Annotated in this window: 27 protein-coding genes; 8 read left to right on the top strand and 19 right to left on the bottom strand. The window is 57.8% G+C overall.

Going from position 1 to position 26,642, the window contains the following annotated elements:
- Window positions 1-5: 5 nt before the first annotated feature.
- The 11 genes from ACLQ8T_RS10460 to ACLQ8T_RS10410 all read right to left on the bottom strand — a co-directional run bounded on the left by ACLQ8T_RS10460 (window position 6) and on the right by ACLQ8T_RS10410 (window position 7,672).
- Window positions 6-2,981 carry a phage tail tape measure protein gene (locus ACLQ8T_RS10460; RefSeq protein ID WP_413454608.1) on the bottom strand — a complete coding sequence of 992 codons (2,976 nt, stop codon included), beginning with the start codon at window positions 2,979-2,981 and terminating at the stop codon, window positions 6-8.
- Window positions 2,982-3,882: 901 nt separating this feature from the next.
- Window positions 3,883-4,734: a hypothetical protein gene (locus ACLQ8T_RS10455; protein ID WP_413454607.1), complete on the bottom strand. Its 852-nt coding sequence runs from the start codon at window positions 4,732-4,734 to the stop codon at window positions 3,883-3,885.
- 17 nt (window positions 4,735-4,751) lie between these two features.
- Window positions 4,752-4,949: a hypothetical protein gene (locus tag ACLQ8T_RS10450; RefSeq protein ID WP_413454606.1), complete on the bottom strand. Its 198-nt coding sequence runs from the start codon at window positions 4,947-4,949 to the stop codon at window positions 4,752-4,754.
- Complete coding sequence (locus tag ACLQ8T_RS10445; RefSeq protein ID WP_413454605.1) at window positions 4,946-5,071, bottom strand: hypothetical protein; 126 nt, start codon at window positions 5,069-5,071, stop codon at window positions 4,946-4,948. Before ACLQ8T_RS10445 ends, ACLQ8T_RS10450 begins: the two co-directional genes overlap by 4 nt.
- Window positions 5,072-5,079: 8 nt before the next feature.
- Window positions 5,080-5,388 carry a hypothetical protein gene (locus ACLQ8T_RS10440; RefSeq protein ID WP_413454604.1) on the bottom strand — a complete coding sequence of 103 codons (309 nt, stop codon included), beginning with the start codon at window positions 5,386-5,388 and terminating at the stop codon, window positions 5,080-5,082.
- Between the two features lie 178 nt (window positions 5,389-5,566).
- Window positions 5,567-5,704: a hypothetical protein gene (locus tag ACLQ8T_RS10435; RefSeq protein ID WP_413454603.1), complete on the bottom strand. Its 138-nt coding sequence runs from the start codon at window positions 5,702-5,704 to the stop codon at window positions 5,567-5,569.
- Between the two features lie 213 nt (window positions 5,705-5,917).
- The gene (locus ACLQ8T_RS10430) at window positions 5,918-6,505 is read right to left on the bottom strand and encodes a hypothetical protein (protein WP_413454602.1); all 588 of its coding nucleotides are present in this window, start codon (window positions 6,503-6,505) and stop codon (window positions 5,918-5,920) included.
- A gap of 13 nt (window positions 6,506-6,518) precedes the next feature.
- On the bottom strand, window positions 6,519-6,647 hold the full coding sequence (locus ACLQ8T_RS10425) for a hypothetical protein (RefSeq protein WP_413454601.1): 129 nt from the start codon (window positions 6,645-6,647) through the stop codon (window positions 6,519-6,521).
- On the bottom strand, window positions 6,640-7,101 hold the full coding sequence (locus tag ACLQ8T_RS10420; RefSeq protein WP_413454600.1) for a hypothetical protein: 462 nt from the start codon (window positions 7,099-7,101) through the stop codon (window positions 6,640-6,642). Before ACLQ8T_RS10420 ends, ACLQ8T_RS10425 begins: the two co-directional genes overlap by 8 nt.
- A gap of 28 nt (window positions 7,102-7,129) precedes the next feature.
- A complete protein-coding gene (locus tag ACLQ8T_RS10415) occupies window positions 7,130-7,399 on the bottom strand; it encodes a hypothetical protein (protein WP_413454599.1) in 270 nt (89 codons plus the stop codon).
- Window positions 7,400-7,459: 60 nt separating this feature from the next.
- A complete protein-coding gene (locus tag ACLQ8T_RS10410; RefSeq protein ID WP_413454598.1) occupies window positions 7,460-7,672 on the bottom strand; it encodes a helix-turn-helix domain-containing protein in 213 nt (70 codons plus the stop codon).
- Window positions 7,673-7,770: 98 nt separating this feature from the next.
- Here ACLQ8T_RS10410 and ACLQ8T_RS10405 point away from each other — a divergent pair, with 98 nt between their 5' ends.
- Both ACLQ8T_RS10405 and ACLQ8T_RS10400 read left to right on the top strand, forming a co-directional pair.
- The gene (locus tag ACLQ8T_RS10405; protein ID WP_413454597.1) at window positions 7,771-8,334 is read left to right on the top strand and encodes a helix-turn-helix domain-containing protein; all 564 of its coding nucleotides are present in this window, start codon (window positions 7,771-7,773) and stop codon (window positions 8,332-8,334) included.
- A gap of 79 nt (window positions 8,335-8,413) precedes the next feature.
- A complete protein-coding gene (locus ACLQ8T_RS10400) occupies window positions 8,414-9,436 on the top strand; it encodes a tyrosine-type recombinase/integrase (RefSeq protein ID WP_413454596.1) in 1,023 nt (340 codons plus the stop codon).
- A gap of 14 nt (window positions 9,437-9,450) precedes the next feature.
- On the opposite strand, the gene glnA is transcribed toward ACLQ8T_RS10400, so the two are convergent.
- Window positions 9,451-10,875, bottom strand: a complete 1,425-nt coding sequence (glnA, locus tag ACLQ8T_RS10395) for a type I glutamate--ammonia ligase (RefSeq protein ID WP_204722438.1) — start codon at window positions 10,873-10,875, stop codon at window positions 9,451-9,453.
- A 433-nt stretch (window positions 10,876-11,308) separates the two neighbouring features.
- Here glnA and ACLQ8T_RS10390 point away from each other — a divergent pair, with 433 nt between their 5' ends.
- Window positions 11,309-11,587 carry an RDD family protein gene (locus ACLQ8T_RS10390; protein ID WP_413454595.1) on the top strand — a complete coding sequence of 93 codons (279 nt, stop codon included), beginning with the start codon at window positions 11,309-11,311 and terminating at the stop codon, window positions 11,585-11,587.
- Between the two features lie 71 nt (window positions 11,588-11,658).
- On the opposite strand, the gene ACLQ8T_RS10385 is transcribed toward ACLQ8T_RS10390, so the two are convergent.
- The 3 genes from ACLQ8T_RS10385 to lipB form a co-directional block, all read right to left on the bottom strand.
- On the bottom strand, window positions 11,659-12,408 hold the full coding sequence (locus ACLQ8T_RS10385; protein ID WP_038993837.1) for a DUF4191 domain-containing protein: 750 nt from the start codon (window positions 12,406-12,408) through the stop codon (window positions 11,659-11,661).
- Between the two features lie 168 nt (window positions 12,409-12,576).
- On the bottom strand, window positions 12,577-13,575 hold the full coding sequence (lipA, locus tag ACLQ8T_RS10380) for a lipoyl synthase (protein ID WP_204722437.1): 999 nt from the start codon (window positions 13,573-13,575) through the stop codon (window positions 12,577-12,579).
- A 33-nt stretch (window positions 13,576-13,608) separates the two neighbouring features.
- The gene (lipB, locus tag ACLQ8T_RS10375) at window positions 13,609-14,256 is read right to left on the bottom strand and encodes a lipoyl(octanoyl) transferase LipB (protein ID WP_038991890.1); all 648 of its coding nucleotides are present in this window, start codon (window positions 14,254-14,256) and stop codon (window positions 13,609-13,611) included.
- A 105-nt stretch (window positions 14,257-14,361) separates the two neighbouring features.
- Between lipB and ACLQ8T_RS10370 the strand changes: the two genes are divergently transcribed.
- The gene (locus ACLQ8T_RS10370) at window positions 14,362-15,873 is read left to right on the top strand and encodes a serine/threonine-protein kinase (RefSeq protein WP_413454594.1); all 1,512 of its coding nucleotides are present in this window, start codon (window positions 14,362-14,364) and stop codon (window positions 15,871-15,873) included.
- A gap of 78 nt (window positions 15,874-15,951) precedes the next feature.
- On the opposite strand, the gene ACLQ8T_RS10365 is transcribed toward ACLQ8T_RS10370, so the two are convergent.
- The 4 genes from ACLQ8T_RS10365 to ACLQ8T_RS10350 all read right to left on the bottom strand — a co-directional run bounded on the left by ACLQ8T_RS10365 (window position 15,952) and on the right by ACLQ8T_RS10350 (window position 21,472).
- Entirely contained in the window at window positions 15,952-16,302 is a 351-nt protein-coding gene (locus ACLQ8T_RS10365) for a hypothetical protein (RefSeq protein WP_204722435.1), read from the bottom strand.
- A gap of 111 nt (window positions 16,303-16,413) precedes the next feature.
- Window positions 16,414-18,180 (bottom strand): 2-oxoglutarate dehydrogenase, E2 component, dihydrolipoamide succinyltransferase, encoded by a 1,767-nt coding sequence (gene sucB, locus ACLQ8T_RS10360; protein WP_413454593.1) that lies wholly within the window; start codon window positions 18,178-18,180, stop codon window positions 16,414-16,416.
- 117 nt (window positions 18,181-18,297) lie between these two features.
- Complete coding sequence (lpdA, locus tag ACLQ8T_RS10355; protein ID WP_204722433.1) at window positions 18,298-19,677, bottom strand: dihydrolipoyl dehydrogenase; 1,380 nt, start codon at window positions 19,675-19,677, stop codon at window positions 18,298-18,300.
- 280 nt (window positions 19,678-19,957) lie between these two features.
- A complete protein-coding gene (locus ACLQ8T_RS10350; RefSeq protein WP_413454592.1) occupies window positions 19,958-21,472 on the bottom strand; it encodes a leucyl aminopeptidase in 1,515 nt (504 codons plus the stop codon).
- A gap of 253 nt (window positions 21,473-21,725) precedes the next feature.
- Here ACLQ8T_RS10350 and ACLQ8T_RS10345 point away from each other — a divergent pair, with 253 nt between their 5' ends.
- From ACLQ8T_RS10345 to ACLQ8T_RS10330, 4 genes are all read left to right on the top strand, one after another.
- Window positions 21,726-22,688, top strand: a complete 963-nt coding sequence (locus ACLQ8T_RS10345) for a proteasome assembly chaperone family protein (RefSeq protein WP_204722431.1) — start codon at window positions 21,726-21,728, stop codon at window positions 22,686-22,688.
- Window positions 22,685-23,947 (top strand): MFS transporter, encoded by a 1,263-nt coding sequence (locus tag ACLQ8T_RS10340; protein ID WP_413454591.1) that lies wholly within the window; start codon window positions 22,685-22,687, stop codon window positions 23,945-23,947. Before ACLQ8T_RS10345 ends, ACLQ8T_RS10340 begins: the two co-directional genes overlap by 4 nt.
- Window positions 23,948-24,036: 89 nt before the next feature.
- Window positions 24,037-25,140 (top strand): DUF4192 family protein, encoded by a 1,104-nt coding sequence (locus ACLQ8T_RS10335; RefSeq protein ID WP_413454590.1) that lies wholly within the window; start codon window positions 24,037-24,039, stop codon window positions 25,138-25,140.
- A 254-nt stretch (window positions 25,141-25,394) separates the two neighbouring features.
- Window positions 25,395-26,606, top strand: coding sequence for an RNA polymerase sigma factor (locus tag ACLQ8T_RS10330; protein ID WP_204722428.1), 1,212 nt, complete (start codon window positions 25,395-25,397; stop codon window positions 26,604-26,606).
- Window positions 26,607-26,642: the final 36 nt, after the last annotated feature.

Below are 26,642 nucleotides of genomic sequence, written 5' to 3'. Positions count from 1 at the left end.
TCATCCTAGCCGTGCCTATTGGTGAAACGATGTGCATCCTGGACAGCATGTGCGAACTGCCTCATGCCGACGTTCATCTTCACTTCGACTGGCCGGCCGCTCACCTGTTCAGCACTCTGAATGAAGCGATCCATCATTTGCATAGACTCCTGATTCAGTGAAACAGTCTGCCCGGAACCCTGCGACGAAAAATAAGCTGGAGCCGGGGTCAACTGCCCACCATCGGCATAGCCAGGCAGTTTCGGGAAAGTGCCAGCATTGATCGCTGACAACTCCGCATCATACTTATCCGAAGACTGCCGATTGATCACCCACTCACGGTCATCCACGTTCGCAATAGGACGGCCCGATGAAGTCACGCCAAGAATCATGTCAGTTCCCAGCCCAGTAGCCGGTAGCCTACCGCCACCGGAGAAGCTGCCAAGCCGTGCGCGACCACCCTGCGCGAGCGTCTGCCCACCACTACCACCGCGCCCGTTAGAAACATGAGACTCCGAATAGATCGACTTCTTATGCGTGGTGATCCAAACATGAGCCGTAGAACCATTCACCGAATCAACAGCAGCCTTAGTCTGCTCAGCAGTCCGCTTCGCTTCGCTGCTCATCCAGGAATCGACCTTCACATCATCCGGAATGCCAAGAACTTCGCGGGCAAGGTTTTCAGCATCTCCAGCAGTCATGCCGAACGCTTCACCAGCAGACACAAGATCCGAGTAAGTAGCGCTCAGCTTCTTTTGCAACTGATCCTGCCCAACACCCTCCTCAGACATGGCCCTAACCTCATCCATGCCGCCACGCGCCAAAGCCTGGAACTCATCGTTAGCCAACCGGCCCGCCTCAGTGGACAAGTCAAAATCTGACTTGTTCTTATTCAGCGTGGCACCCATCTTTCCGCCAGACTCACTGAGTTCCTTCACCGCCGCATCAACCGAATCCAGTTGCTCCTCGTAAGCCGCCTGAGCTTCACGGGATGACATGGTAGCCAGACCTGTAGCGAAAAGCAGATCCAAATAGGTGGACATATCCGCAATAACACCATCAGCAGAAACACCAACCTCATCGAGAGCTTCCTTCAGACCTTCCTGGCTGGCCACGGCATTGGCCGACTCAGCATCAACTAGTTGCAACGCTGCCGAATACTGAGGGAACAAACTTGCAAGCTCCTCAACTGGCACGCCTGCATTGCTGGCCATTTGCGCGATCTGGTCATAACCCATGGCCGCCTGATCCAGGCTGCCCTCCTTGACCATCGCTGTCAGTGCTGCATCCAATTGTTCAACGTTCTTCTTCGCAAACTCAAAGTTGGAAGAACTACGAGTGCCAAGAGTCAGGAGCCCGGAAATGCTCTGGTCAATCTTTTCAGACCATGACGGGTCAGTGAGCACGCCCATGGCATCCTCGAAACCGTTAACGTCCAAGCCGTCCATCCAACTACCTTGACCAGTAAACGAGTCATTCAGCAGATCCGGCAATTTGGAGGTTTCCAGCAATCCAGCGTTGAACCTGTCGATATTTTCCAGCGTGCCGCTAGGGATCATGGCACCGATAGCTGGGCCGACACCAGCGAGCAGCGCAGCGCCACTGCCAACAGTCTTAAGCGTGGTGCCGAGCTTCCGAGCCGAGCGTTCACCCTTAGTCATTGCCGCATCAATCGTTACGAATGACGTGTTGAGCGCCCCTACATTCTTGCCCGTTGAACGACCGGTCACTCCAAGATCACGGAGCGCGTCCTTAGTGTCGCGGATCTTCGGAATTACGCTGATCGCAGCACCGCCCAGGAGAGCAGCACCACCGGCAACACCAGCGAGCATAGCGCCAGCACCAAGAACCGGTGCGGGAATCTCCCCAAGGGCATCCACAAGGCCTTCAGCGCCCTGCACAAGCCCACGTAGAGCCTCATTCGCTGCACCACCGGACTGGATGAAAACGGTATCGAAAGAACCGCCGAGACGCTCAAGGTCACCGGCTAAGTTATCGGTCAGGAGCGCCGCAGTCTCAGCCGCATAGCCTGCGTCGTTGACCTGATTAATCCAGTCCTGAATACCCGCCGCGCCCTGCTCATACAGAACATTGGAAGCACGCACAGCATCAGACCCGAACATCACCGACATGGCAGCGCTACGCGCCTCAGGAGTAAGGTCGGCCATCTTAGTTTGTAGCTGGCCGGCGAAATCAGCCAAGCCAACAAAATTACCCTGCGCGTCATACGCCGAGATACCAAGTTCATCAAACTGCTTCTGAGCCTCCGCAGACTGAGGGGTAAGGCGCTGCAACATCGTCTTGAACGACGTACCAGCATCCGAGCCAACAAGACCAGCAGAAGCAAAGGCGGCCAAACCGCCCGTAGTTTCCTCGATCGTCAAACCAGTAGACGACGCAACCAGACCAGCCTGATTCAACGCAGAACCAAGATCCTGCACCGAACCCTGCGCCTTACCAGCACCTGCCGCCAACAGGTCAGCCAAGTGAGGAATATCCTCACCAGAAAGCTTGAACTGCGTGAGGGCCGAAGCGCTGATTTCGGCAGCTTCAGCGACACTCAACTGACCAGCAGCCGCAAGATCCAGCGCACCAGTCAACCCACCGCCGATAACGTCCTGAGTGGACACGCCGGCCTTAGCCAGCTCCTCAATGCCCCGCGCCGCTTCCTCAGCGGAGAACGCAGTATCAGCGCCAGCATCAATCGCCGCCTGACGAAGCAAACCCATGTTCGTTTCAGTCTCATGAGTAGCGGCGCGAACCCCGCTGAGTGCCTTGTCGAAACTTGCGAATTTGGTGACAGCCAGCCCAACACCAGCCGAAGCCGTCAGACCAAACGCGGTCATGCCCTGCCCAACAGTATTCAGGGAATCTTCGTGCTTCTTCGACCACAAATCAATCTCACGCGCAGAATCCTTTGTAGCCTTAGCTGCTGTTCGGAGCCCCGCCTGTAAGCCTGAAACTTTCGCGTCGATGGTGAGCTTCACCGTTCTGTTGCTCATAACCAACCCTTTCTTAAAAACGAAAGGCACCCAAACGGGTGCCTAATTAACTGCTATTTGATGCCTAGCATTTCCAAGACCTGCTCAAACCTGCCATGCGTTGATAACGGGCCGAAAAAGTTCTGCCCAGTCTCACGAAAAGGCGGGCGCTCCGTTCGGATCCGCTGAATCTCTGCACCCTGCCAACGCACCACAACATGCCCTAAACGAGGATGCTCAATAGTCTGGAACGTGCTCCGCGAAGGATCCTGATCCTTCGGACGTTCAAACGCCGGATTACGCCGCGCCCTGGCAAGCCGCCGGCTACTCATCTGTAACCACGATCCAACCTAGAGCCAACATTCCCGATGGGGTAAGCCCTAACTGGTGTCCGAGGTGGCGCATTTCCTGAGCCTGCCACGCCGAAGCCGTGCCCTCGTAAACAGCCGTCGCATGGCAGATATACGCGGCAACCGACGGCATGAAACTGTCATCCCACTGGGTAGCCTGCGGAGATCCCCACAAGTTGCGCCATAGCTTCCGTTCCTCAGTGCTCCACTTCCGGCCCGCTGGCAGCTTCGGGACAGGTAACGTGCAACCCTCGGCAGGCAACTCAATAAGGCCAGTAGACCGCGTGTTACCACGGTGCCGGCGGCTGTTAGGTTTCAAAGGATTAGCCGAAGGTCCCGGCATAATTACCTACTTTCAAAGTCGTTCGAATGGGTCTAACTGCACATCGCGGTAGTCAGCGAGATCACCGGCGGTTCACCGTCAGATTCACCGAGGGTGCACCGGGTGGGGTGTTTCGCCTTGTCAGCACGGCTTTTGCTCGTCTCCGTGCTGGTGTTCGGTTCGGTGCTGTTCGCGCCGTGTTTGTTGCCGGTTTGTTGGTGTTCCGCTGGGTTTTGGTCTGCTTGTGATGTTAGATTGCGACCATACTGTTACCTGAGTCGTGCTTGTCGGTTGCTCGTTTGAATGCGTTCTGTGCGTTGGCTCGTCGCGTGTTCAGTTCGGTTGCGTTGGCGAAGCTGATGCTTGCCCCTTCGTAGTGTCCTGCTGCGATGCGTGCGAGTGTGTCGTCCGTGTTGAGGGCGAGGTCGTTGGCGATGCGTCGGATGGTGTGGGTGCCGGTGAGCTGTGCGCTGTTGGATGGTACTGGTGCGAGGTCGCTGATGCCTGGCTTGATGCGTTCGATGGTTGCCTTTGGCAGTTCAACGATTGGAAGGACAGCGTGCATTGCTGTTGGGATTCCGTCGGTTGGTGTGCCTTGTGGGTAGATCGCGGCGTAGGTGCCGAGTAGTGCGAGGGTGTCGCGGGTGGTTTTGTATTCGGTGCCGGTGCCGGCTTCGATGTTGGCGGCCATGTCGAGCGGGTGGCCGGCGGGTAGTTTCTTGGCGGCGGTGGCGAGTGCCTTGGTTAGCTTGGCGATCTGTGGCGCCAGTTCTTCGGCTGCGGTGGCGCGGTAGTGGTGTGCCTTGCTGTCGAGTGCTGACTGGATGTTCTGGGCGAAGGCGTTCTTGAGTACGTCGGCGGCCTGTGCCCGCTGGATACGGGTGAGCGCTTCTTCATAGAACTCTGCCGGGTCGTCAGCGTCGAGGGCTTCGCGGGCGATGCTGGCGGCTTCCTGTTGCACGGTGGGGGCGTTGGCGATGGTGCGCTTGAGTTCTTCTACATAGGTTGGCGGGGTGAGTCCTGCCAGGGTGTATGCGTCATTGATGCGTGCGAACTGGTTGAGGTGGTGGGTTGCTGGGCGGTTGAAGTAGGTGGTGCTCATGTCGTTTCCCCTTTGGGTTAGTTGATGCCGAAGAATCGGTTGAAGTCGTCGCTGTTGTTGGCGGTGTTGGTCATGGGCTGTTCGGGTTCTTCGAGGTTGTCGATTTTGTCTTTGAGCCATGCTGCGCCGGTGGTGGTGGTGTCTTGTCCGCGCTGTTGTAGCTGGGCGGCGTATTGTTTGCCGGCTTCGCGGAATGCGTCTTCGAGGCTTGTCATCGGTTCTTCTTCCATTCGTTTTTGGAGAGCCATTCGGCCCGTTTGAGGTCGTAGAGTCGTTGCTGTTCGGCTTTGTTCTTGAGTCGTTTCTGGTGGCCGATGTCGTGCTTTTGCTTGCTCATGTTGTTCCTTAGTCTGCGAGGGTGGTGGGTAGTGGCTGTTCGGGGTCGCCTGACGCGTCTGTGAGTGTTTGGCTGGTGTGAACGGGCGAGAGTCCGCAGTGTGTTTGTTGTCGCGCTGGTGGCCCTGTGGTGGGCTCTGGTAGGCGTTCTACTAGGTCTACTAGCTTGTCTGCGAGGGTTAGGGCTTCGGTGGCGGTGAGGTGGCCGGCTATGCCTGATGCTCCGACGATGCGGATTCCTCGGATGCGTTGCTTGTCTTTGGTGATCCAGTCCTGGATGCGGACGGCCCCGATGTAGGGGCGCTGGTCGTAGGTCATTTAGCTGTCCTCCTGGCAGTGGTGTTCTTGCATTCGTCGCTCGGCTGATAGGGCGCGGTGCTTCCAGTAGTTCGCGTTGTGTTCCCAGTGTTTGGCGCGTTCCCACAACACGGCGGCTTGCGCGTGCTCTGTGTAGGTTTGGATCTGTCGGTCTGAGTAGTGGTAGCCGGCCATTTTTCTAGTCCTCTTGTTCTAGGTGGTCTGCGAGTGTCGATATGCCGGTGTGGATCTCGTGCGAGGGCACGCCTTGGGCGATGTGGTCGGCACTGCGGCGCAGTAGCTTGATGACCTGCTCACGGTTATAAGGGTCGATCATGTTGCCGTCCGTAATTGTTCGCCCATTCATCCCAAGAGTTAGCCCGTGCGCTCCAGCATGATGGGCAAGGACACACGGACCGATGTGGTTTAGGCTGGTCCATCTGCTTGGCTGCGATGGCCCGAACCTTTTCCCCGTGCTCACCTTCCAGCAGTTCCTTGATGTAGGAGCAGGTGCACCGGGGGAGTTTGCACTTCAGGCAACCAACCGCGTTCATGATGCGCTCCCGAAGCTCCGAAGCTGATCCATCAAGTTCGGACCCGAATCTGTTTTCACAGGATGGTTCTTCCAAGGATTGGTTTCTTCCATGAGTTCCCCTGTTTTCATGTTCAGGTTTTCTGGAAAAGGAACTTCTTCATAAATGCCTGTCTGTCTGTCTGTCTGCGTCGCCTCGACAGAGTTAGCGACATTTGGAATGTCGTTAGCGACGTCGTTAGCGACAGGTGCAGATGGATTACTTCCACGCTTGATGCGCTTGGAAGTTTTATCTCGGTCGCGCTTCTTCATCTGCGCCACGAGTGACTGTCTGAAAACATCTTCATGGTGGATTACCTTGTAGCTCCCTCCAAGGTCTGCCCAGAAGCCGATACGGACTAGCTCCTGAGCAGCCTCAGAGGATTTGCTACTGGTGGCGAAGCGACGCAGGACTGACTTCTTGAAGATCATTTCCATGCTCTCCACTGAGTACAGGTAGTGGAGGGCTTGGGTGTGGGTCAGTTGTGCAGCGTCATCCAGTTCTGGCTGGAGGTTGCTGTCAACTAGCTGATCAAAGAACTCTGTTCCGTACTTAGCCCAGGTCACTTATGCCGCCTCCTTAGTAGTGGATTGGTGCGCCGGCGTAGGCGCTGATGACTTGTGGGATTAGCACGATGATGGTGAAGATCCCGCCGAAGAATACTGTTCGGGCTGCGTACATGGTGAGCTTGTCCATTGTCTTACGCATTGTTGGCACCGTCTTGGCGGTTGATGCGTGCAGCGTCCAGCTCTGCCTTGTAGCGAACCTCGTATACTGCGAATACTCCAGTAACTTTGAGGTTGTGCTCGTCAGCGATTCGCGCCAGGTCTGTAACCGTTTTGATGTTGTCGAGCAGTTCGGGGCGTTCGGCTAGATACTGTTCGGTGTGCGCCAAGTCGATAGTTTCGAGAACGGACTTGATCATGCCGGGGATAGCCTCAAGTTCTTCTCGGTTGAAGATCCCGTTGTCCATGTGGCGGTCATTCGTGATGTGGAACGAAATGCCCCCGGGCTGATCCCAGAAGCTTTCGACGGTGATTTGCCCGGAGGTTGCTTTGGGTCCTGCGCAGTAGAAGAATTCTTCGCCGCGTGGTGTGGTCTCGGTTTCGGTGGTGAATCCTGCTGGTGGAGTTACTGGGGTGATGCGGGTATTCTTGTTCATGAGGATCAATCCCTTTTCTGGGGGTTGGTTAGGCGGCTTCGGTGCGTATCTCTTGGCGGGGATGCACCGGGGCCGTATTCTTTTTGGCTTCACGCTTTTTCTTGCGTTCAGCTTCTTCCATGTTCCGCACAGCTTCACGTGCTGTTGGATCCGAAGTGAGTCCGCGTATCCGAAGATTCTCGAACCCGACGTTCTTTTCGAGGTAAATCATTTTCTTGGCTACTGCCTTCGCCTGCCCTGCTGAGTAGTGGGGATTCTTGGCTAGCAGCTCTCGTTGCAGTTCCCGTTGTGTGGGCATAACAAAGTTGATCCTGTCTTCGTCTCCGGTATAGAGAGCGGTTGTCCTGCAAGGTGCTGTTTAGCTGGCCTTGTCGAACTGTTCGTTCAGCCAGTTCTCCAAATCGACGGTTTTGTACATCACGCGGCCGCCAATACGAGCGGACTTTGGGCCTGTGCCCATGTGCCGCCAGTAGCGGAGGGTGGCGACTGGAACCCGGAGGAACTCTGCTGCTTCTTCGATCAGGCTCAATGTGTATGGCCCTACTGCTGCGGTGGGGGGTGTCACTGGCATCATTAGCTCCTATTCATATTTGTTGGGAAAACCTCGACACTCATGACTATAGAGGGTAGTCGTTGAGGATGCAACCAGATTGTGCCAAAATTCTATACATGAGTGAATATGATCCAACGACCACGACCATCATGTTCGGTAAAAGCGTTGAGCAGATGCGGGTACGGCGCGGATGGTCGCAGTCTGAATTGGCAAAGCAAATGCGCAATATTCCGGGATGGGGAAAATATAGCCAAGTGGCCGTTTCTCGAACCGAAGATGGGAGCAGGATGCCGAGACTGGATGAGGCAATAGCTCTTGCAAGTGTGCTGAACGTTCAACTTGAAGACTTGTTGTCTCTGGATCAAAACGAGAGAAACATAAAAGACTCATTGGATGCGTACTTCAACGCCGGGGCACTTATTGAAGAAGGAATTTCCAAAGCTGACCAAGTAAAGCGATATCTTGAACAAGACATCAAGAACGCCGGAGAGTATTTGGAAAATGTGGAGATGTCCGAAAGTGCTAGGGAGCGACTGACAAGAATTGCCGACCTTGCAGCAGAGTCGCTTGTTGGTGATCTGCTCTATTTCGTAAATAGGGCACTAGTCCCGACTGGTTCAATGTTCCCTTATGTTGATCGAGTTCCTGTCGAAAGGCCGGCTGATGTCCCCGAATCCTAGGCGCACTCCTGGTACTACTAACACGCGTCGGCGTCGCCCAACTGCCAAGTATCCTAAGGGTGCTTGGCTTGGAACTTATGTGGATCCTGAGGGCAAGGAAAAGGGTAAGACGTTCGCCCGTAAGATTGATGCGCAGAATTGGGCTGAGGGTGAAGCTGTCAAGATCCGTAGCGGCGCTTATATCAGTCCTACGGACGCGGCGACGACTATGCGTGTTTGGTCTGAGCACTGGCTGAAGGGTTATGAGGTCAATCGTCCTGGTTCGGTGAAGCAGGCCAAAACACATGTGAAGCGAATCAATGCGGTGTTTGGTGATGTTGCGCTAAAGGACATTCGTCCGACTGCGATCAAGAATTGGTTGGCTGCGCTCAAGAAAGAGGGCTTGGCTGATTCCACGATTCATGCGCTGTATCGCCGGTTGGCTCATTTACTGTCAGACGCGGTCGAAGATGGGCTACTACTGCGCACTCCCATTAGCCGTAAGATCGCGCCTCCTACGGGCAAACAACGTCCTTACGTGGCTACTGAGCAACAAGTCTGGGCACTCTATGATGCGATGCCCGAGGGCATGAAGAACGTCATCCTGCTAGGCGCTTTCGCCGGTCTGCGCGTGGCTGAAATTTCGGCGTTGCGAGTGCAGGATGTGGATTCGTTGCGGGGATTCATCACGCCGGCTATCCAGTATCCAGGCGTTCCACTGAAAACTGAAGAGTCGAAGAATCCGATCCCGATTCCTCGTGATCTGGCTTTCGAGCTGAATAAGAATCCTGCGCGGTGGGGGAGTGAAACTTTCGTGACGCTGGAGAACGGCAGACCTGCTGCGCCGTACACGATTGACGCCAGGTTCAGGACTGCGCGTGCAACGGTTGAGGGTTTGCCCGAGAATTTCCGCATTCACGATTTGCGTCATTTCTTTGCGTCGTTCCTGATTGCGTCTGGTGAGGATATCAAGAAGGTTCAATCTGCCATGCGTCACGCCAGTGCGAAGACAACTCTGGATGTTTACGGGCATCTGATGGATGACGCAAAAGAGTCCACACGTTCCGCCGTAGCTGGTGCTTTGGCGAATCGTGCGGACTCTCTGCGGACTAAACGGGGATAATCCCCGTCATCTACCTAGCAGCCGTAGTAGAGCTCGAATTCGTATGGGTTCGGGCGCAGGCTCAGTGGCTTGATTTCGTTTTCACGCTTGTACTCGATCCAGGTCTGGACCAGGTCCTCGGTGAAGACGCCGCCTTCGAGCAGGAAGTCGTGGTCGGCTTCCAGGGCCTTGAGGGCTTCTTCCAGGCTCTCAGGAGCGCGCTGGATGTCCTTGGCCTCTTCGGCAGGAAGCTCGTAGAGGTCCTTATCGATTGGCTCTGCTGGTTCGATGCGGTTCTTGATGCCGTCCAGACCAGCCATCAGCTGAGCCGCGAAAGCCAGGTATGGGTTCGAGGAGCCATCTGGTGCGCGGAACTCGATGCGCTTGGCCTTAGGGTTCGAGCCGGTGATCGGGATACGGATGCCAGCCGAGCGGTTACCCTGCGAGTAAACCATGTTCACTGGAGCCTCGAAGCCCTTGACCAGGCGACGGTAGGAGTTCACGGTTGGGTTGGTGAAGGCCAGAACAGCCGAAGCGTGCTTCAGCAGACCGCCGATGTACCAACGAGCGGTGTCCGACAGGCCAGCGTAGCCCTTTTCGTCGTAGAACAGTGGCTCGCCACCGTTCCACAGCGACTGGTGCACGTGCATGCCCGAACCGTTGTCGCCGAAGACTGGCTTTGGCATGAAGGTTGCCGACTTACCCCAAGCGTCTGCCACGTTCTTCACGACGTACTTGAAGAGCATCAGCTCGTCCGCAGCGTGAACCATGGTGTTGAACTTGTAGTTGATTTCAGCCTGGCCGGCAGCGCCGACTTCGTGGTGGCTGCGCTCGACCTCAAGGCCAGCCTTGTCCAGCTCGACGCAGATGGCGTCGCGCAGGTCAGCCTGCTTGTCGGTTGGTGCAACTGGGAAGTAGCCGCCCTTGAAAGCAGTCTTGTACCCCTGGTTGCCGCCTTCTTCCTTGCGGCCGGTGTTCCAGGGTGCTTCGTCGGAATCGATCGAGTAGAACGCGCCCTGCGGCTTGGATTCGTAGCGAACGTCCTCGAAGATGAAGAATTCAGCTTCTGGGGCGAAGAATGCGGTGTCAGCGATGCCGGTGGATTCCAGGTATGCCTCAGCACGCTCGGCAACGCCACGTGGGTCGCGGTGGTAAGGCTCACCGGTGCGTGGGTTGATGATCGAGAAGTTGAAGGCCAGGGTCTTTTCCAGGCGGAACGGATCGATGAAACCGGTGGTGACATCTGGGATCAGCTGCATGTCGGACTCAGAGATGCCGGCGAAGCCGCGGATGGAAGAACCATCAAAGAGCTGGCCGTTGACGAAGAAGTCGGCATCCACGGACTTGGCCGGCACGTTGAAGTGTTGCTGTACACCTGGTAGGTCGGTGAAACGGATATCGACGAACTTGATGTCCTCTTCGGCAATATATGCCAAGACTTCTTCTGGACTGGTAAACATGTGCAGGTGACTCCCTGGTGAGATATGAGGTTTGGTAAACGGAACCTGTAGCCAGAATTATCTGCCTGGTCCTCTTGCTTACGTAGCAAGCTTACCTATAATCCATTTCTGAATGGTGTCTCTATTGTTTCCAACCTGTTACAAGCGGAGAATCCGGGCGTGTCGTATCGATCTGATCTGCGCAGATTGTCAGCTGTAACAATCTGACTTGGATACTTGCTACCGCGTTATGGGGTTCTAACTGGCGCACAGAATTGCTGGATAGACTGTATAGGTGGAAAGAAAAGACTTCAGCTCGTGGCTTGAAGGGCCGCCGCAGCACAATACGCAAGAATGGCCCGGACAGGATATGGGACGCCCAGTCAAGGGTCCTGGCTCCGTTGCCAGGTTTCCGCGAAGGGTCGGCGCCCTGCTCCTGGACTGGGGACTGTCCATGCTGCTCAGCTGGTGGCTGTTCAATAGCCATGACCTGGCAACGCTGGGCCTGTTTTGTGCCGGGCAAATCATCGGTGTCGGGCTCACGGGGCACACGATCGGTCATCGCACCTTTGGCATGCAGGTGCAGGCGCTGGATGGAACCGCGATCAAGCCATTGCAAGGCTTGAGCCGTTCGTTGCTGCTTTGCTTGGCTATTCCGGCCTTCATTACCGACAAGGACCAGCGTGGCCTTCATGATCGGTTGCCGAAAACCATCTTGGTGAATATCTCCTAGCCTTCAGGTCCGGACGGCACTAAAGAAGCCGCAACAGGAAAATCCTGTTGCGGCTTCTTTAGTGCTTGTCTTTAGCGTCCACGCATAGCGCGGCGGTTTGGACGTACGCGGTTTGGATCTACGCCCTTGGGGATGGGCAGACGGTTCGCAGTCAACGTGCTCAGACGCTTGTCGATTGCGCTGACTTCCAGCTTCGTAATCGACTTCGGAAGCTTCTTCATTGCCTTGCCAACTTCAGCCAATGGAGTCTGGCCTTCTTCGGAACCAGCGTTGATGATGTGCACAGGCACGTTCGGCAGAACACGGGCAATGCGCTTGCGCTCGGATGCGGCAAGTTCGCGAACGCGGTTCTTCGGGCCCTCGGTGACCAGGACGATGCCTGGACGGCCGATGCCGAGGAACACCAGATCCTGGTGGCGGTTGTAGGCAACCGGTTCCTGCTTCAGGATCCAGCCGCGACGCAGCACGCTCATAGCAGCGCCAGCGGCACCTGGGCGACCCTCAAGCTGCGAGAACGCAGCCTTCTCGGCACGGCGCGACATGATGAACATTGCAGCAAGAAGCGCCAACGGGATTGCGATGATCAACATCGTGATCCAGTTATTGATCAAGAAGCCGATGACCAAGCAGACAGCAATGACGGCCAAGGCGGCCAATGCCATCCACCACACGACCATAGGGTCGTTGCGGCGCGTCATTTGGAAGACCTGGCCAATTTGCTTCAGGCGGCCTGGTTCTTTGTTCTTCTTCTCAGCTTTTGGTTTACGCGAAAACAAGCCACGCTTAGGCGCGGCTGCGTCGTTGTCGGAGTTTTTGGCCATAGTGCCTTAATTCTACGCGATGAAGTTGATAGTTCTAAGCCGTGCTGAATCGAACATGGCATTTTCGGCTGAATTGGCCATGAACGGGCAGTGGAATGGCCCCGGAACCCGCGATGGTTTCCATCTGCAGGCCCGGAGCCATCGTCCAAACTGGTTCGCAAGAACCAGCTACTTGATCAGCGAAGCTGCTTCCTGGCGGGTGTTGCCCGAGGACTCGATATGCGACAGGGCTTCAGGGATCGCCCGGCCCTTCTTGCGCATGGCACCAGCCCAGAGACGGCCAGCGCGGTAGGAAGAGCGAACCAGTGGCCCGGCCATGACGCCCGAGAATCCGAGTTCTTCGGCTTCCTGCTGAAGCTCAAGGAACTCCTGCGGAGTGACCCAACGGTCAACTGGCAAATGCAGGTCCGTGGGGCGCAGGTACTGGGTCAAGGTGAGCAGATCGCAGCCGGCCTCATAGAGGTCGCGCATGGCCTCTGAAATTTCTTCACGAGTTTCGCCCATGCCCAGGATCAGGTTTGACTTGGTGATCAATCCGCGCTTGTGGCCGTGGGTGATCACATCCATGGAACGTTCGTAGCGGAAGGCCGGGCGAATGCGCTTGAACAGGCGGGGCACGGTCTCGACATTGTGGGCGTAGACCTCCGGCTCCGAATCGCAGATGGCATCCAGGTTCTCGGGCTTGCCGCTGAAGTCGGGAATCAGCAACTCGACGCCGGTGTTCGGGTTCATCTTGTGGATCTGCCTCACCGTCTCCGCGTACAGCCACGTGCCCTCGTCTTCGAGGTCATCGCGGGCAACACCGGTGACGGTGGCGTAGCGCAAATCCATCTTCTTCACGCTCATGGCCACCTTGAAAGGTTCCGAGCGGTCGATGGCCACCGGCTTGCCGGTGGCAATCTGGCAGAAGTCGCAACGGCGGGTGCATTCGGAACCGCCGATGAGGAACGAGGCCTCGCGGTCTTCCCAGCACTCGAAGATATTCGGGCAGCCTGCCTCTTCGCAGACGGTGTGCAGCCCCTCGGACTGCACCAGGTTCTTCAGCCCCACGTATTCCGGGCCGATGTTGAGTTTCGCCTTGATCCACTCGGGCTTGCGCTCCACGGGAACGGCGGAGTTGCGCTTTTCGACGCGCAGTAGTCGACGGCCTTCTGGCTCGATGCTCATTGACTGCTCTTTCTGAAGGAAGTGAGTGGTTGTCTAGACGACTTGCGGGGTAAGCAGACGCTCTATTTCCGCTTGAACTCGGTCAACGACGTCTTCAGGGGTGACGGTACGGCCCAGTTCTTCGGAAATGGTGGTGACACCTGCATCGGAGATGCCGCAGGGGATGATCTGGTCGTATGCGGAAAGCGCGTTCGAGCAGTTCAAGGCGAATCCGTGCATGGTGACGCCGTGGTTGATACGGATGCCGATGGCTGCAATCTTGCGGTCCTGCGCGCCGTCTTTGCCTGGTACCCAAACTCCGGAACGGCCCTTGATCTGGGCCGTTGGAATGCCAAGCTCGCTCACGACGTTAATTAGGGCTTCTTCCAGGGTCTCCACGTAAAGACGGATTGCGCTGATCTTGCGGAGCTTGACAATGGGGTAGCCAATGAGCTGTCCCGGGCCATGCCAGGTCAACTTGCCACCGCGGTCCACATCCACGACGGGGGTGCCGTCCAGCGGGAGGTCTTCGGGTTCGGTGCGCTTGCCTGCGGTATAAACCGCTTCGTGCTCCAGGAACAGGACTCTAGGGGTTTGCGTGTCCGCGGCTACCGCATCATGCAGTTGGATCTGATAATCCCAAGCTTCCATGTAGGGCACAAATTTTGAGCCTAGTCCGACTCGTTCGAATTCGATCGCCATGACGGCTAGCCTACGCTCTTGAACGATCGGTCGCTAATTCAGTGCCGTTCAGCTTGCCTGTGGATATCCAGCTTGCATTTCCTGTTTGTGGGATACAACGGAAACATGGATGAATCAACGAATATTCTAGCGTGGCCGACAAGCCCTGGGCATGTGACTGTCAAGCCGCTAAGTGCCAAGTCACCATGCAAAGTTTGGCTGATCCGGAGGGAAAGCGACCAGATGTATCTGACGCTTAAACTTAGCCTGACTATGGAAAACATCACTTCTCTGCGCCAGGAAGAGGTCAGGCAGTCGCGGAAATATGTCGTCGATTTTTACGGAACCCTGCCGACTCAATTCGGTGAGGGGCTGGTCATGGAATATTGTCCCGGCGGGAGTTTGGCAGACCTCGTTTCCAGCCGCAGCGCCTTTGCGCTTGGTGAATGCGTGACTGCGTTGGCTCCCATTGCGCAAACTCTATCGGTCATGCATTCGCAGGGCCAACGCCATGGGGACTTGTCGCCAGCCAACATCCTGCTGACCGCCAAGGGCATGCCGAAGATCATCGACTTCCAGGAAGCTGCTTCGTCAAGTCAAGCGCTTACTGGTTCCGGCACACCCGGATTCGTCGCCCCTGAAATGCAGGCCGGGGCGTTGGAAAGCCAAGCTGGAGAGCAGGACGTGTACTCGCTGGGCGCCTGCTTGTGGTTTCTCCTGTCGGGACGGGTTCCCGAAGAGGAACTGATGCGTCCACCAGCTAGCGTGATGTTCCCCGGCATCCCCTCGATTATTCATGAGCTCTTGATTGATTCCATGAATCCGGTGCCGCAAGCGAGGCCAACCGCCGACCAGTTTGCTCGAACGCTGTTCGCGAGCTGTCCAGCTGAGCCCATCCATTGGGAAGGTCATGTAGCTGCTGAAGCTACTCATCTGATGGAAACCATCCATCCAACCCAGGAATCGGGTGCTGCGCACAGGCGCTCAAAGCGCGCAAGGGATAACGCAGCAGGGCAGCGGAACAGAGGGAATGATGAATCCTGGCACAGCCATCGGTTGCGCAGGACACCCGGGGCCGTGAAGCTGGCTGGTGCTGCAGTCTTGGGCATCATGGTCATACTCGGGAGCATGCTGGGCGTCAATCATTTCCGGGCCGCTGAGGCGAAGGAAGCGACTGCGCCGGCAATGGCGCCCCCAGCAGACCTAGACTGCAGAATCATGGATGGTGCGCAAGTGCCCGCCTGTGCATTGAATCGGGATACAGTGGTCTCTGCATTCTTGGCACTTTCACGAGAACGAGACAAAGCGATGGGTCAGCTGGCGGGGGAGAAACTCAAGGAGCTCTACACTCCGGGAGCCGAGCAATTGCAGCGCGACCTGGAAACGATAGATCAGCTACGGGACATGGGTTTGGGACTTGAAGGTCTGCGCACAAGACTGAAGGATGTGACGGTATCCGCCCGTGGACAGGGTGACACTGTCATTCTTGCCGCGACATCGACCCAAGACGAATACCGTTACGTGGATGCTGAAGGGGCCACGATGCACACCGTCCAGGCCGCAGAGCCGCAACGCATCGAAGTTGAAATGGTGCTGGATGAAAACGGGTGGAAGATCGGCAAGGTATTACGACGTTAAATGCATAATGGCGGGAGACGACACCAAAGCTTGCTCAAAGCTGTTGGTTGCTTCTCCCACCATCAAGGCTGCTACGGACTAGCTCCAGAGAACCGCAATCGCGATGTTGATGAAGGCCATGCCGCCCACTGCATGGGCAATACCGGTAGAAACTTCCTCGCCGTTCTTCAACTTCTTGCGGCCAATGAAAGCTGCGACCAGGATGATGATTGCAATCAGCGACTTGATGCCAATCTTCATTTGGTTTGGCGAACCGTCGCCGGCCTCGAGAATCCCGACCATGGCCAGACCCGTTACCAGCTGCACGATGGCTCCGTACCACTGCCATACAGAGACAGTAGGGGTCTTGAAATTGGCCAGCCAGCCACCGAAGATAGCTGCTGCGCCCAAGATATGCACGAAAATCAGGAGAGAAAGAAGAATAGTCATGACACTAGCCTAATCTATTTTCGACTGATCGTAGAAAACGCAGAATCGCCCCTGCCGAATCAACGACAGGGGCGATTATCTACCTAGGCGACGAGGGCCGCAACTGGATCTTTACAGTCCCAGTTCGCCTTCGAAGGCGCCACCTTCAAGGCGAGCCTTGACGGTCTGCAGGAAGCGGCCTGCATCGGCACCGTCAACCAGACGGTGATCGTAGGTCAAGCACAGGTACATCATGTGGCGGATGGCAATCGAATCGTTGCCTTCTGCATCGGTGACGACCATTGGACGCTTCACGATCGCACCGGTGCCCAGGATGGCTACCTGTGGCTGGTTGATGATCGGGGTGTCGAACAGTGCGCCAACCGAACCGATGTTGGTGATCGAGAAGGTGCCACCGGACAGCTCGTCTGGACCGATCTTGTTGCTGCGGGTACGTGCAGCAACATCAGCGATACGCGAAGCCATGCCTGCCAGGTTCAGATCGCCAGCGTTCGACACGACAGGAACCAGCAGGCCCTTGTCGGTGTCGACTGCGAATGCCAAGTGCTCGGCATTGTGGTAGGTGATCTTCTGGGTCTCTTCGTTGTACTCAGCGTTCAGCTTAGGGTGTGCCTTCAGACCTTCGGCAACAGCCTTGGCGATGAATGGCAGGTAAGTGAGGTTCACACCGTTGGTGGCCTTGAAGTTGGCCTTGGCCGCAGCTCGCAGCTTCACGATGCGGGTCATATCGATTTCGTGGACCTGGGTCAGCTGAGTCGATATGTCCAGGGACTCGCGCATGCGGCGAGCGATAACCTGGCGGATACGTGGAGCCTTTTCCTCGGTGCCGCGCAGCGAGGAAACCTCCATTGCAGGTGCAACCGGCTTTGCGGCGGCAGGAGCAGCGGCGGCAGGAGCAGCGGCGGCAGGAGCAGCTGGAACAGCAGCTTCCTGGGCTGCAACAGCGTCCAGCACATCCTGCTTGCGGATGCGACCGCCAACACCGGTGCCCTTCACCGAAGCGATGTCGATGTTGTGCTGGTTAGCCAGGCGGCGTACCAGAGGGGTGACGTACCCGGACTCGTTGTTTGCCTCGGCAGCAGGTGCAGCTGGAGCGGCAGGGGCAGCAGGTGCTTCTTCCTTGGCTGGAGCTGGGGCGGCCGAAGCCTCTTCCTTGGCAGGAGCTGGGGCAGCAGGAGCCTCTTCCTTTGCAGGAGCAGCAGCTGGAGCTTCTTCCTTGGCTGGAGCAGCTGCTGGCGCGGAGCCAGCGGCACCGATAACGGCCAGAACAGCGCCGACTTCAGCGGTTTCATCTTCTGGAACACGAATTTCCAGCAGGGTGCCAGCAACTGGGGAAGGAACTTCGGTGTCTACCTTGTCGGTGGAAACCTCAAGCAGTGGCTCGTCGACGGATACCTCTTCGCCTACTTCCTTCAGCCAGCGGGTAACGGTACCTTCGGTCACCGACTCGCCCAAGGCTGGCAGGGTAACTTCGGTACCCGAGGCAGCGCCACCGGCAGGTGCGGCTGCAGGAGCTTCTTCAGCTGCCGGTGCAGCGGGTGCTTCTTCTGCGGCCGGTGCGGCAGGTGCTTCTTCTGCGGCTGGTGCGGCAGGTGCTTCTTCAGCGGCTGGTGCTGCTGGTGCAGCGTCGCCGGAGCCGGAGCCATCGCCGATGCGAACCAGTGGGGCGCCAACTTCGGCGTCCTCGTCCTCGGCCACGAAGATTTCCTCGATGACGCCAGCTACCGGCGAAGGAACTTCAGTGTCAACCTTGTCGGTGGAAACTTCCACCAACGGCTCGTCTACCTCTACGCGGTCGCCGACCTGCTTCAGCCAGCGGGTTACCGTACCCTCGGTAACGCTTTCACCCAGTGCGGGTAGGTTTACGGTTTCAGACATCGTCCCGTATCTCCTTGTTTTATAAAGCTTGAAAAGTGGTGGGAGGCGTTGCCTCCGAGCCTAGTGCATTCAGGCAGCGCGTTACATCAACGCCCTGCCTGAATGACCAATACGTGATTAACCGTGCAGCGGTGCGCCGGCCAAAGCCATTGCCGCTTCGCCCAGGGACTCGTTCTGGGTTGGGTGAGCGTGGATCAGCTGCGATACGTCCTCTGGGTATGCTTCCCAGTTCACGATCAGCTGCGCTTCACCGATCTGCTCGCCAATGCGTCCGCCGATGCCGTGAACGCCAACGATTGGGCCGTTCTTGACGCGAACCATCTTGATGATGCCACTGGTGCCCAGGATCGAGGACTTGCCGTTGCCGGCCAAGTTGTACTCGGTGGTTTCGATCTGGTCAGCGCCGAACTTCTCCTTGGCCTTCGGCTCGGAGTAGCCCACCGATGCGATCTCTGGCTCGCAGAAGGTCACCTTCGGGATGTTGATGTCCTCGACGATGGTTGGCTTCATGCCGTGGATTTCCTCGGCGACGAAGCGGCCATGCTGGTAGCCGCGGTGTGCAAGCTGGACGCCAGGAACGATATCGCCGATGGCGTAGATGTTGCCAACGCCGGTGTGCAGGCGCTCGTCGGTGATTACGAAACCGCGATCTATGGTGATGCCCTGCTCTTCGAAGCCAAGGCCCTCGGTGACTGGACCGCGGCCCACGGCAACCAGGACGATCTCAGCTTCCAGAACCTTCCCGTCAGCCAGCGAGACCTTGGCGCCGTTGGCATCCTGCTCGACCTTCTCGAAGAAAACGCCGGTGTTGAACTTGATGCCGCGCTTCTTGAAAGCACGCTCCAGGTTCTTGATGATGGCTGGATCCTCGTTTGGAACCAGCGATGGCAGGCCCTCGACGATGGTGACGTCGACGCCGAAGGACTTCCAGACCGAGGCGAATTCGACACCGATGACGCCGCCGCCTAGAACGATAGCGCTCTTTGGCAGGTCTTCCATATTCAGTGCTTCGGTGCTGGTCAGCACGCGGCCGCCGATTTCCAGGCCCATGGTCTTGGAAGTGGATCCGGTGGCCAGGATGATGTACTTGCCCTTGTAGACGGTGCCATCGACATCGATGGAATCCTGGGCAACGAGTCGGCCGTTACCGGTGATGACGTTGACCTTCTTCATCTTCAGCAAGCCCTGCAGGCCCTTGTGCTTGCCAGCGACAACGCCTTCCTTGTACTTGCGAACGCCGGCCAGATCGATCGACTCGAGCGAGGAGTTGATGCCGTACTTGGCACCCTCGCGAGCGTTCTCTGCCAGCTCTGCTGCATGCAGGTAAGCCTTGGTTGGGATGCAGCCGGTGTGCAGGCAAGTGCCGCCCAGCTTTTCCTTCTCGATCAATCCAACGGTGTAGCCCAGCTGGATGGCGCGCAATGCTGCCGAGTATCCAGCGGATCCGCCGCCGAGGATGAGGACATCAAATTCTTGCGTTGCTGCCGAATCGGCCACGTGAACGCTCCCTCGTATTCGCTTAGTGAGGCCGGCTTTGGCCGACCAGGGGATCGGGTGTGGACTTTCTGGAGCGTGACACATGCTGGCGCGCACCTTTGATCCACGGTGATGTTTCAAAACTTACCTTAGTACCGTCGAATGGCTAGAGTCACCTTCGGGGCACTAAAAGTCAGGTATGTCTCTAATTTTGAGCTCATCCCGGCATCAGCCAATTGATTCTGGCGATACCGGGATGAGTTTCATGGCACTGCAGCTGCTTTGCCGCTGCGTTTAACGGCTAGTTCGCTGCGGCAACCTGTTCTGCGTAGGCAACCAGGGTGCGTACCTGCGAGCCGGTGCCGTTCTTCGGGGTGTAGCCCCAGGCGCTTCCTTCGTTGAAGGCCGGACCAGCAAAGTCGATGTGGGCCCAAGGGATCTTCTTGCCGTCGACTTCGCCGACGAACTCTTCGAGGAAGACGGCTGCGGTCATCATTCCGCCCATGCGCTCACCGATGTTCGCCAGATCGGCGACCTGCGACTCGATGGATGGACGCAGCTCTTCCGGAAGCGGCATGGCCCAAGCCAATTCGCCCACCTTGTCCGAAACGGCAACCAGGTCGCTGGTGACCTGTTTGTCGCCCATGACGCCTGCAGTGCGCAGGCCCAGAGCCAGCATCTGCGCGCCGGTCAGCGTAGCGATGTCGATCATGACATCCGGCTTTTCCAGGCTGGCTGCGGCCAAGCCGTCAGCCATGACCAGACGGCCTTCGGCGTCGGTGTTCAGCACCTCCACTGTCTTGCCGCCGAACATCGTCAGCACATCGCCCGGACGGGTCGAGGCGCCGCCTGGCATGTTCTCCGCCAGGCAGAGCCACGCGGTGACCTTCACGTTCAGCCCAAGTTCTGCGACGGCGGCGACCGTCTGGAAGACTGCGGCGGCACCGGACATGTCCGACTTCATGGCGTGCATGCCTGCAGCAGGCTTCAGCGAGGTGCCACCGGTATCAAAGGTGATGCCCTTGCCGATCAAGGCGATGTGCTTGGCTGCCTTCGACGGCGCGTACTCGACCTTGACCATGCGCGGCTGGCGAGCCGAGCCGCCGCCGACGCCGATCAGGCCGCCAAAGCCGTCCTTGGCCAGTCGCTTCTCATCGAAGATGGTGACCTTCAGCGGCAGCGACTTGGAGTAGTCCTTGACCGCCACGGCGAAAGACTCCGGGTACAGCACGTTGGCTGGGGCATTGATCAGGTCGCGGGTGCCGCGGACCGCGCGGCCCAGGATTGCCGCGCGCTTGAGCACGGCCGGAAGATCCTTGGAGGTGGCAACCGAGGTGACGATCTGTGCTTCGGCCAGTACTGGCTTCTCGCTCTTCTTCGACCGGTGGTTCTCGTATCGGTAGCTGCCCAAAGCGATGCCTTCAGCCACGGCGGCAACGCGCTCAACGCTGTCGGCAGGCAAAGCGAAAATGGCGCTCTTGGCGTTGCTCAACTGGCGGGCAGCCGAGCCGGCGGCACGGCGCAGCTTCTCTTCGGTCAGATCGGCCAGCTCGTCAACGCCAAGGCCGATGAACTGCAGGACCTTGGCCTTCGTGCCGTCCACGCCAGGCAGCGCGGTGATTTCGTCGGCCTTCCCGGCAACTCCCAAAGCCGAGAGCGACTGCTCCAGCGTGGTAGTGGTGTCGGCGGCGAAGGGGGATGCCGCGATGGACACCTTGTCGCCGTTCTTGAGTACGCCCAGGATGAGGGCGTCAGCGCTCTTGCGCTTGATGTCAGTGCCAATGGCGCTCAGAGTGAGATCACTGGAGTTGATCACAAAATCATTCCTTCTATGCCTTTGTAGGGTCTAAGGTCGCGACAGCCCAAGTGGTATTCCGGAGCAGATCCTGCCGGCGGGCTGTGCGTCTCCTGCATCTAGATTATCCGAGGTTCCGCGTGATCGTGCGTTACTTCACAGCGAGCGAAAGCCAAGTAGCGATAGAATGGAGCATTGATCTGTTGCAGAAGTTCAGTCCTAGCCGATGGTTGCCGCCCTGCTGTGCCGGATGCCGACCCTGAATGAGGAGAAAATGTCCAAGGATTCGTTGATGACGCTGGTCGCAGACGATTTGGATGACTCGCGCCTTCAAGGTCTTGGGATGTTCATCTCGCTGAAGAGCATCAGTGATGCCGGGCATAATCACGCGCAGGTCTCCAACGAGCTATTCGGCCGTCTGGAATCCGAACTCTTCGCCACTTTCGATGCCGACGAGCTGATCGCCTACACCTCCCAGCGACCGCGCGTCTCGTTCCTTGGCGACCACTTCGCCGGATACCAAGCCCCGCGCATCGAGATCTACCTTATGACTGATGAGATGGACCGCAAGTTCTGGTTCCTCAACGGAGTTGAACCGGATCTGAAGTGGGAACGCGTGATCGCGGAACTGCAGTCATTCATCGAGGCCTTCAACGTATCGCTGGTTGTTGGGACCGCATCATTGCCGATGCCGGTGCCGCATACCCGGCCGGTCGGCGTAACCGCCCACGGCAACCGCAAGGATCTGATCGAGAACATCTCGACGTGGAGTCCTACGGTTGAATCTCCGGCAGGCTTGGCCTCGCTGCTCGAAATCCGCCTTAGCGAAGCCGGCCGAGATGTCGTGGGCTACTCGATGCATACCCCGCACTACCTTGCCGAATCCGAGTACCCCGCGGTCGCCGTTGCGACGTTGGAGTATGTGGGCGCGGCGCTGAAGCTGGCTCTGCCGACCGACAAGCTGCGTGAAGCAGCCCGATTGGTTGACCAGCAGCTCGCCGAGCAGCTTCAAGCCAATAGCGACGTCCGCCAGATGGTGGACGGATTCGAGGAGCGTTTCGACGCGCATGCCAAGGAGCACGAGTCGCGTTCGCTGTTGCTGGACGAAGATGAGCAGATGGCGGATGCCGAGGAGCTGGGCGCCAGCGCCGAGCATTTCCTGGCCGCCATCGAGAACACTGAAGATTGGCTGAAAAACGGTTATATCGAACCGTTGCCAGGTGAACACGACCAGTGAGCCAGGCCCAACTGAATTCGCCGAAATCGTGGCTCGTCTTCGGCTTTGCAATTCTTGCCTACATTTCTGCAATTTCCCAACGCACCAGCTTCGGAGTCGCGGGCATCCAAGCCACCGAACGCTTCGATGCCAGCGCACAGATCCTGGCGACGTTCTCGGTCGTGCAGCTCGTTGTCTATGCCGGAGCGCAGGTCCCCGTAGGGCTGCTACTGGATAAATTCGGGCCCCGCATCCTGATTACCTGCGGCGCCCTGCTGATGGCTGCCGGCCAAGCGTTCCTGGCGATTTCGGTCAACGTGCCCATGGGCTTGGCCGGGCGCGTTATGGTCGGCATGGGCGACGCGATGGTCTTCGTCTCCGTGCTCAAGCTCTTGCCCCTGTGGTTCTCCGGTTCGCGCATTCCGGTGCTCACCCAGCTCACCGGTACTTTTGGCCAGCTCGGGCAGCTGATCAGCCTCTTTCCATTCCATATGATCCTGCTTGGCGTCGGCTGGTCCGCGGCATTCTCGATCATGTCAGGGTTCGCTTTCGCCACCTTCATCACGACGATCGCCTTCGTGCGCAATGGGAAGAACTGGAATGGGCATGGCGCGGGGGAGCAGGAGACCGGCTCGCGGATCTCGCAGGCATGGAAGCAGCCAGGGACCCGCTTGGGCTTCTGGACCCACTTCTCTACGGCCTTCATGATCAACACCTTCATGATGACGTGGGGCTACCCGTTCCTTGTGGAGGGACAAGGCATAGACGGCGCGATGGCTTCGGGCCTGATGGCTGTATTCGTTGTCGTCGCCATCGTGCTGGGCCCCATCCTCGGCGCCTTGACCGCGCGCCATGCCAGCCAGCGTTCCAATATCGCGTTGTCCATCGTGGGCTCCATCTTGGCGCTATGGGCGGTCGTTCTGCTCTGGCCAGGACAGGCACCGCTATGGATCCTGGTGCTCCTGATGGTCGCCATTGCCGCCGGCGGCCCGGCCTCAGTGATCGGTTTCGACTTCGCGCGCACGTTCAACTCGCCGCGTGTTCTGGGAACTGCCACTGGCCTGGTGAATACCGGCGGATTCATCGGAGCATTCGTCACCATCTACGTCATCGGTTTCATCATGGACATGCTGCACAAGGCCAACGGGTCGGTCGGAGAACTCTACAACCTGCCGGCTTTCCGGGTGGCACTGTCCTTCCAATTCGTGATGGCATTGCTCGGGATGGCATTCATGGTCATAGAACGCCGCAAGGCGCGCCGATTCCTCGCCGAACAGTAAACGGCGGCCCCGAGGCCTGGACCAGAAGGTTCTCCACAGCTCGCACGCGTTGACGTCCTGTGCCAAGCGCCATGATGCACCGTGGAGCCATGACAACTACTCCAGAACGCCATCCCCTCTCGCTGTCCAGCTGCGAGGATATCCTGGCCTATGTGCCTCATGCCCTCGGTTTCTATCCACAAAATTCTGCCGTGATGATGCTGATCGACGAGGACCACCTGGAAGCGACCCTGCGTGTCGATTTGCCAGAAGCGGACACTTCGGCGGAGCGGGAGTCGTGGACCGCGCAGGTGCTTCGCCTCCTGGATCGCATGCCCCATATCCAAGGCGTGGTTCTGGTGGTCTACGCGCCGGAAGATTCGCTGGCCGAGGGCCGTATTCCGTACGCGCATCTGGTTGCGCAGCTCGAACAGGGGCTGGCCGGCAAAAACGTCCTGTTGCGCCACAGCTGGTGCCGGCAGGGCCGATTCGTCTGGAACTACGCGACCGACGACTACGCAGAGCCGACCCCGGTGCGTCCGCTGGAAACCAACGAGACGCACCTGTCGCTGGTCTTTGCTGGATCGGCACCGTTGGATGTTCCATGGGACGGCAGTGGAATCCCTGAGTGGCCGCAGGCCGCCGAAATCCTGAAGATTGTCTCAAGCCAGCAGCACAACGTAATCAACTGCCTTGAAGCATGGCTGCAGACGATGGATCTCGCTGAAGCGGAAGCCCGAACTTGGATCCACGACGAGCATGAGCACACCGCACTTCTGCTTGGATCCCTGGAAGTGAAAATCGTTCGAGACCTGCTTCCGTATTTGGCTGGCCAAGGTCTGGACGCGGCATTGGATGTGCTGTTTGGCGTGATGCGCGGAGACCGGGAAGCCGCTGCCACACCCTTGACCAACTACTTGCTGGGCCGTGGTTGGCATGCGCCAGACTGGCAGCGGATTGACCGGCTGTGGTCGGTAGCCAGAGACCTGCTCGGCGTGGCCGAAGGCAACGCCCGGCAGGCCCTGCTGTGCATTCTTGCCTGGATCGAGTGGGCACGCGGCCGGGGGACTATGGCTTTGTGCCTGCTGGGCAGGGCTGTAGAAGAAAACCCGAACTACGAGTTGGCGCGGTTGCTGCAGAAACTGATGTCCCATGGAATCATGCCCGAGTGGGCGACCGATCAAATGCGGGCTTGGCGTGCCAACTTCAGCTGAGCAACGGCGGCCGGAGTGTCTCAAGTGGTGTCCTGATGCTAATTCATGGATAATGGGACAACAGACCCGGTTAGGTTCGAATTGCCTAGGTCTTGAGATCTGCGGATTTCGGGAACATTAGGCGGGCTTGATGCGTTGATACCAATGTGCCAGCCCTAGGTGTTTAGTCAGCGACTGAGCACTATCGGACTTGACAGGGTCATAGTGGTGTTACCGGCAGGTGCATCCGGAACGCATCGTTAGAAAGGTTATTCGTGTCATCTTCTGAGACGAACGCTAATCGCATAGCAACTGAGGCCGAGGTCGACGCGGCTGAGGCCGAGTCAGCAGCCCCTGCAGCGAAGAAGCGCGCTACCAAGGCCAAGCCTCGGACTAAAAAGGTCGCTGCCGAAACCGCAGCGCAAGACGAATCAACCGGAGCGTTGGCTGACGCCGAAGACGATGCTGAGCCAGGCACCGATTCGAAGGATGCGAAGTCCGACGATGATTCAAAGGGCTTCACCCTTTCAACCGGTGATGACGACGCTCCGCAGCAGCAGGTCATGGTGGCCGGCGCGACCGCTGACCCGGTCAAGGACTACCTGAAGCAGATCGGCAAGGTTGCCCTGCTGAACGCTGAGCAGGAAGTCGACTTGGCCCTGCGAATTGAAGCTGGCCTGTTCGCAGCTGACAAGCTGGAGAAGGACGATGGTTCGATGGATCAGCGTCTGCGCTGGGACTACGAGCAGATTATCCATGATGGCAAGATCGCCAAGAACCACTTGTTGGAAGCAAACCTTCGCCTGGTAGTTTCCTTGGCCAAGCGCTACACCGGCCGCGGCATGCTCTTCCTGGACCTGATCCAGGAAGGCAACCTGGGCCTGATCCGTGCGGTGGAGAAGTTCGACTACACCAAGGGATTCAAGTTCTCGACCTATGCCACTTGGTGGATTCGCCAGGCAATCACCCGTGCCATGGCTGACCAGGCGCGTACCATTCGTATTCCTGTGCACATGGTTGAAGTCATCAACAAGCTGGCGCGTGTCCAGCGCCAGATGCTTCAGGATCTCGGTCGCGAACCGACCCCAGAAGAGTTGGCCAAGGAATTGGACATGACACCTGAGAAGGTCGTCGAGGTTCAGAAATACGGTCGTGAGCCGATTTCCCTGCATACCCCACTGGGCGAAGACGGCGACTCCGAATTCGGTGACCTGATCGAAGACTCGGAAGCTGTTGTGCCAGCCGATGCAGTGTCCTTCACCCTGTTGCAGGAACAGCTGCATTCGGTGCTCGACACGCTTTCGGAGCGCGAAGCAGGCGTCGTGGCAATGCGTTTCGGCCTGACCGATGGCCAGCCTAAGACGCTGGACGAAATCGGCAAGGTCTACGGGGTGACCCGCGAACGCATTCGCCAGATCGAATCCAAGACGATGTCGAAGCTGCGCCACCCGTCGCGTTCCCAGGTTCTGCGCGACTACCTGGACTAAGAATCTGAGGATGTGGCCAGCAGTTCATGCAATGAA

The sequence above is a fragment of the Glutamicibacter sp. FR1 genome (assembly GCF_047300825.1).
Lineage (GTDB): Bacteria > Actinomycetota > Actinomycetes > Actinomycetales > Micrococcaceae > Glutamicibacter > Glutamicibacter nicotianae.
The sequence above is the reverse complement of the archived record's forward strand: the minus strand, read 5'-3'. Positions and strand labels throughout refer to the sequence as shown.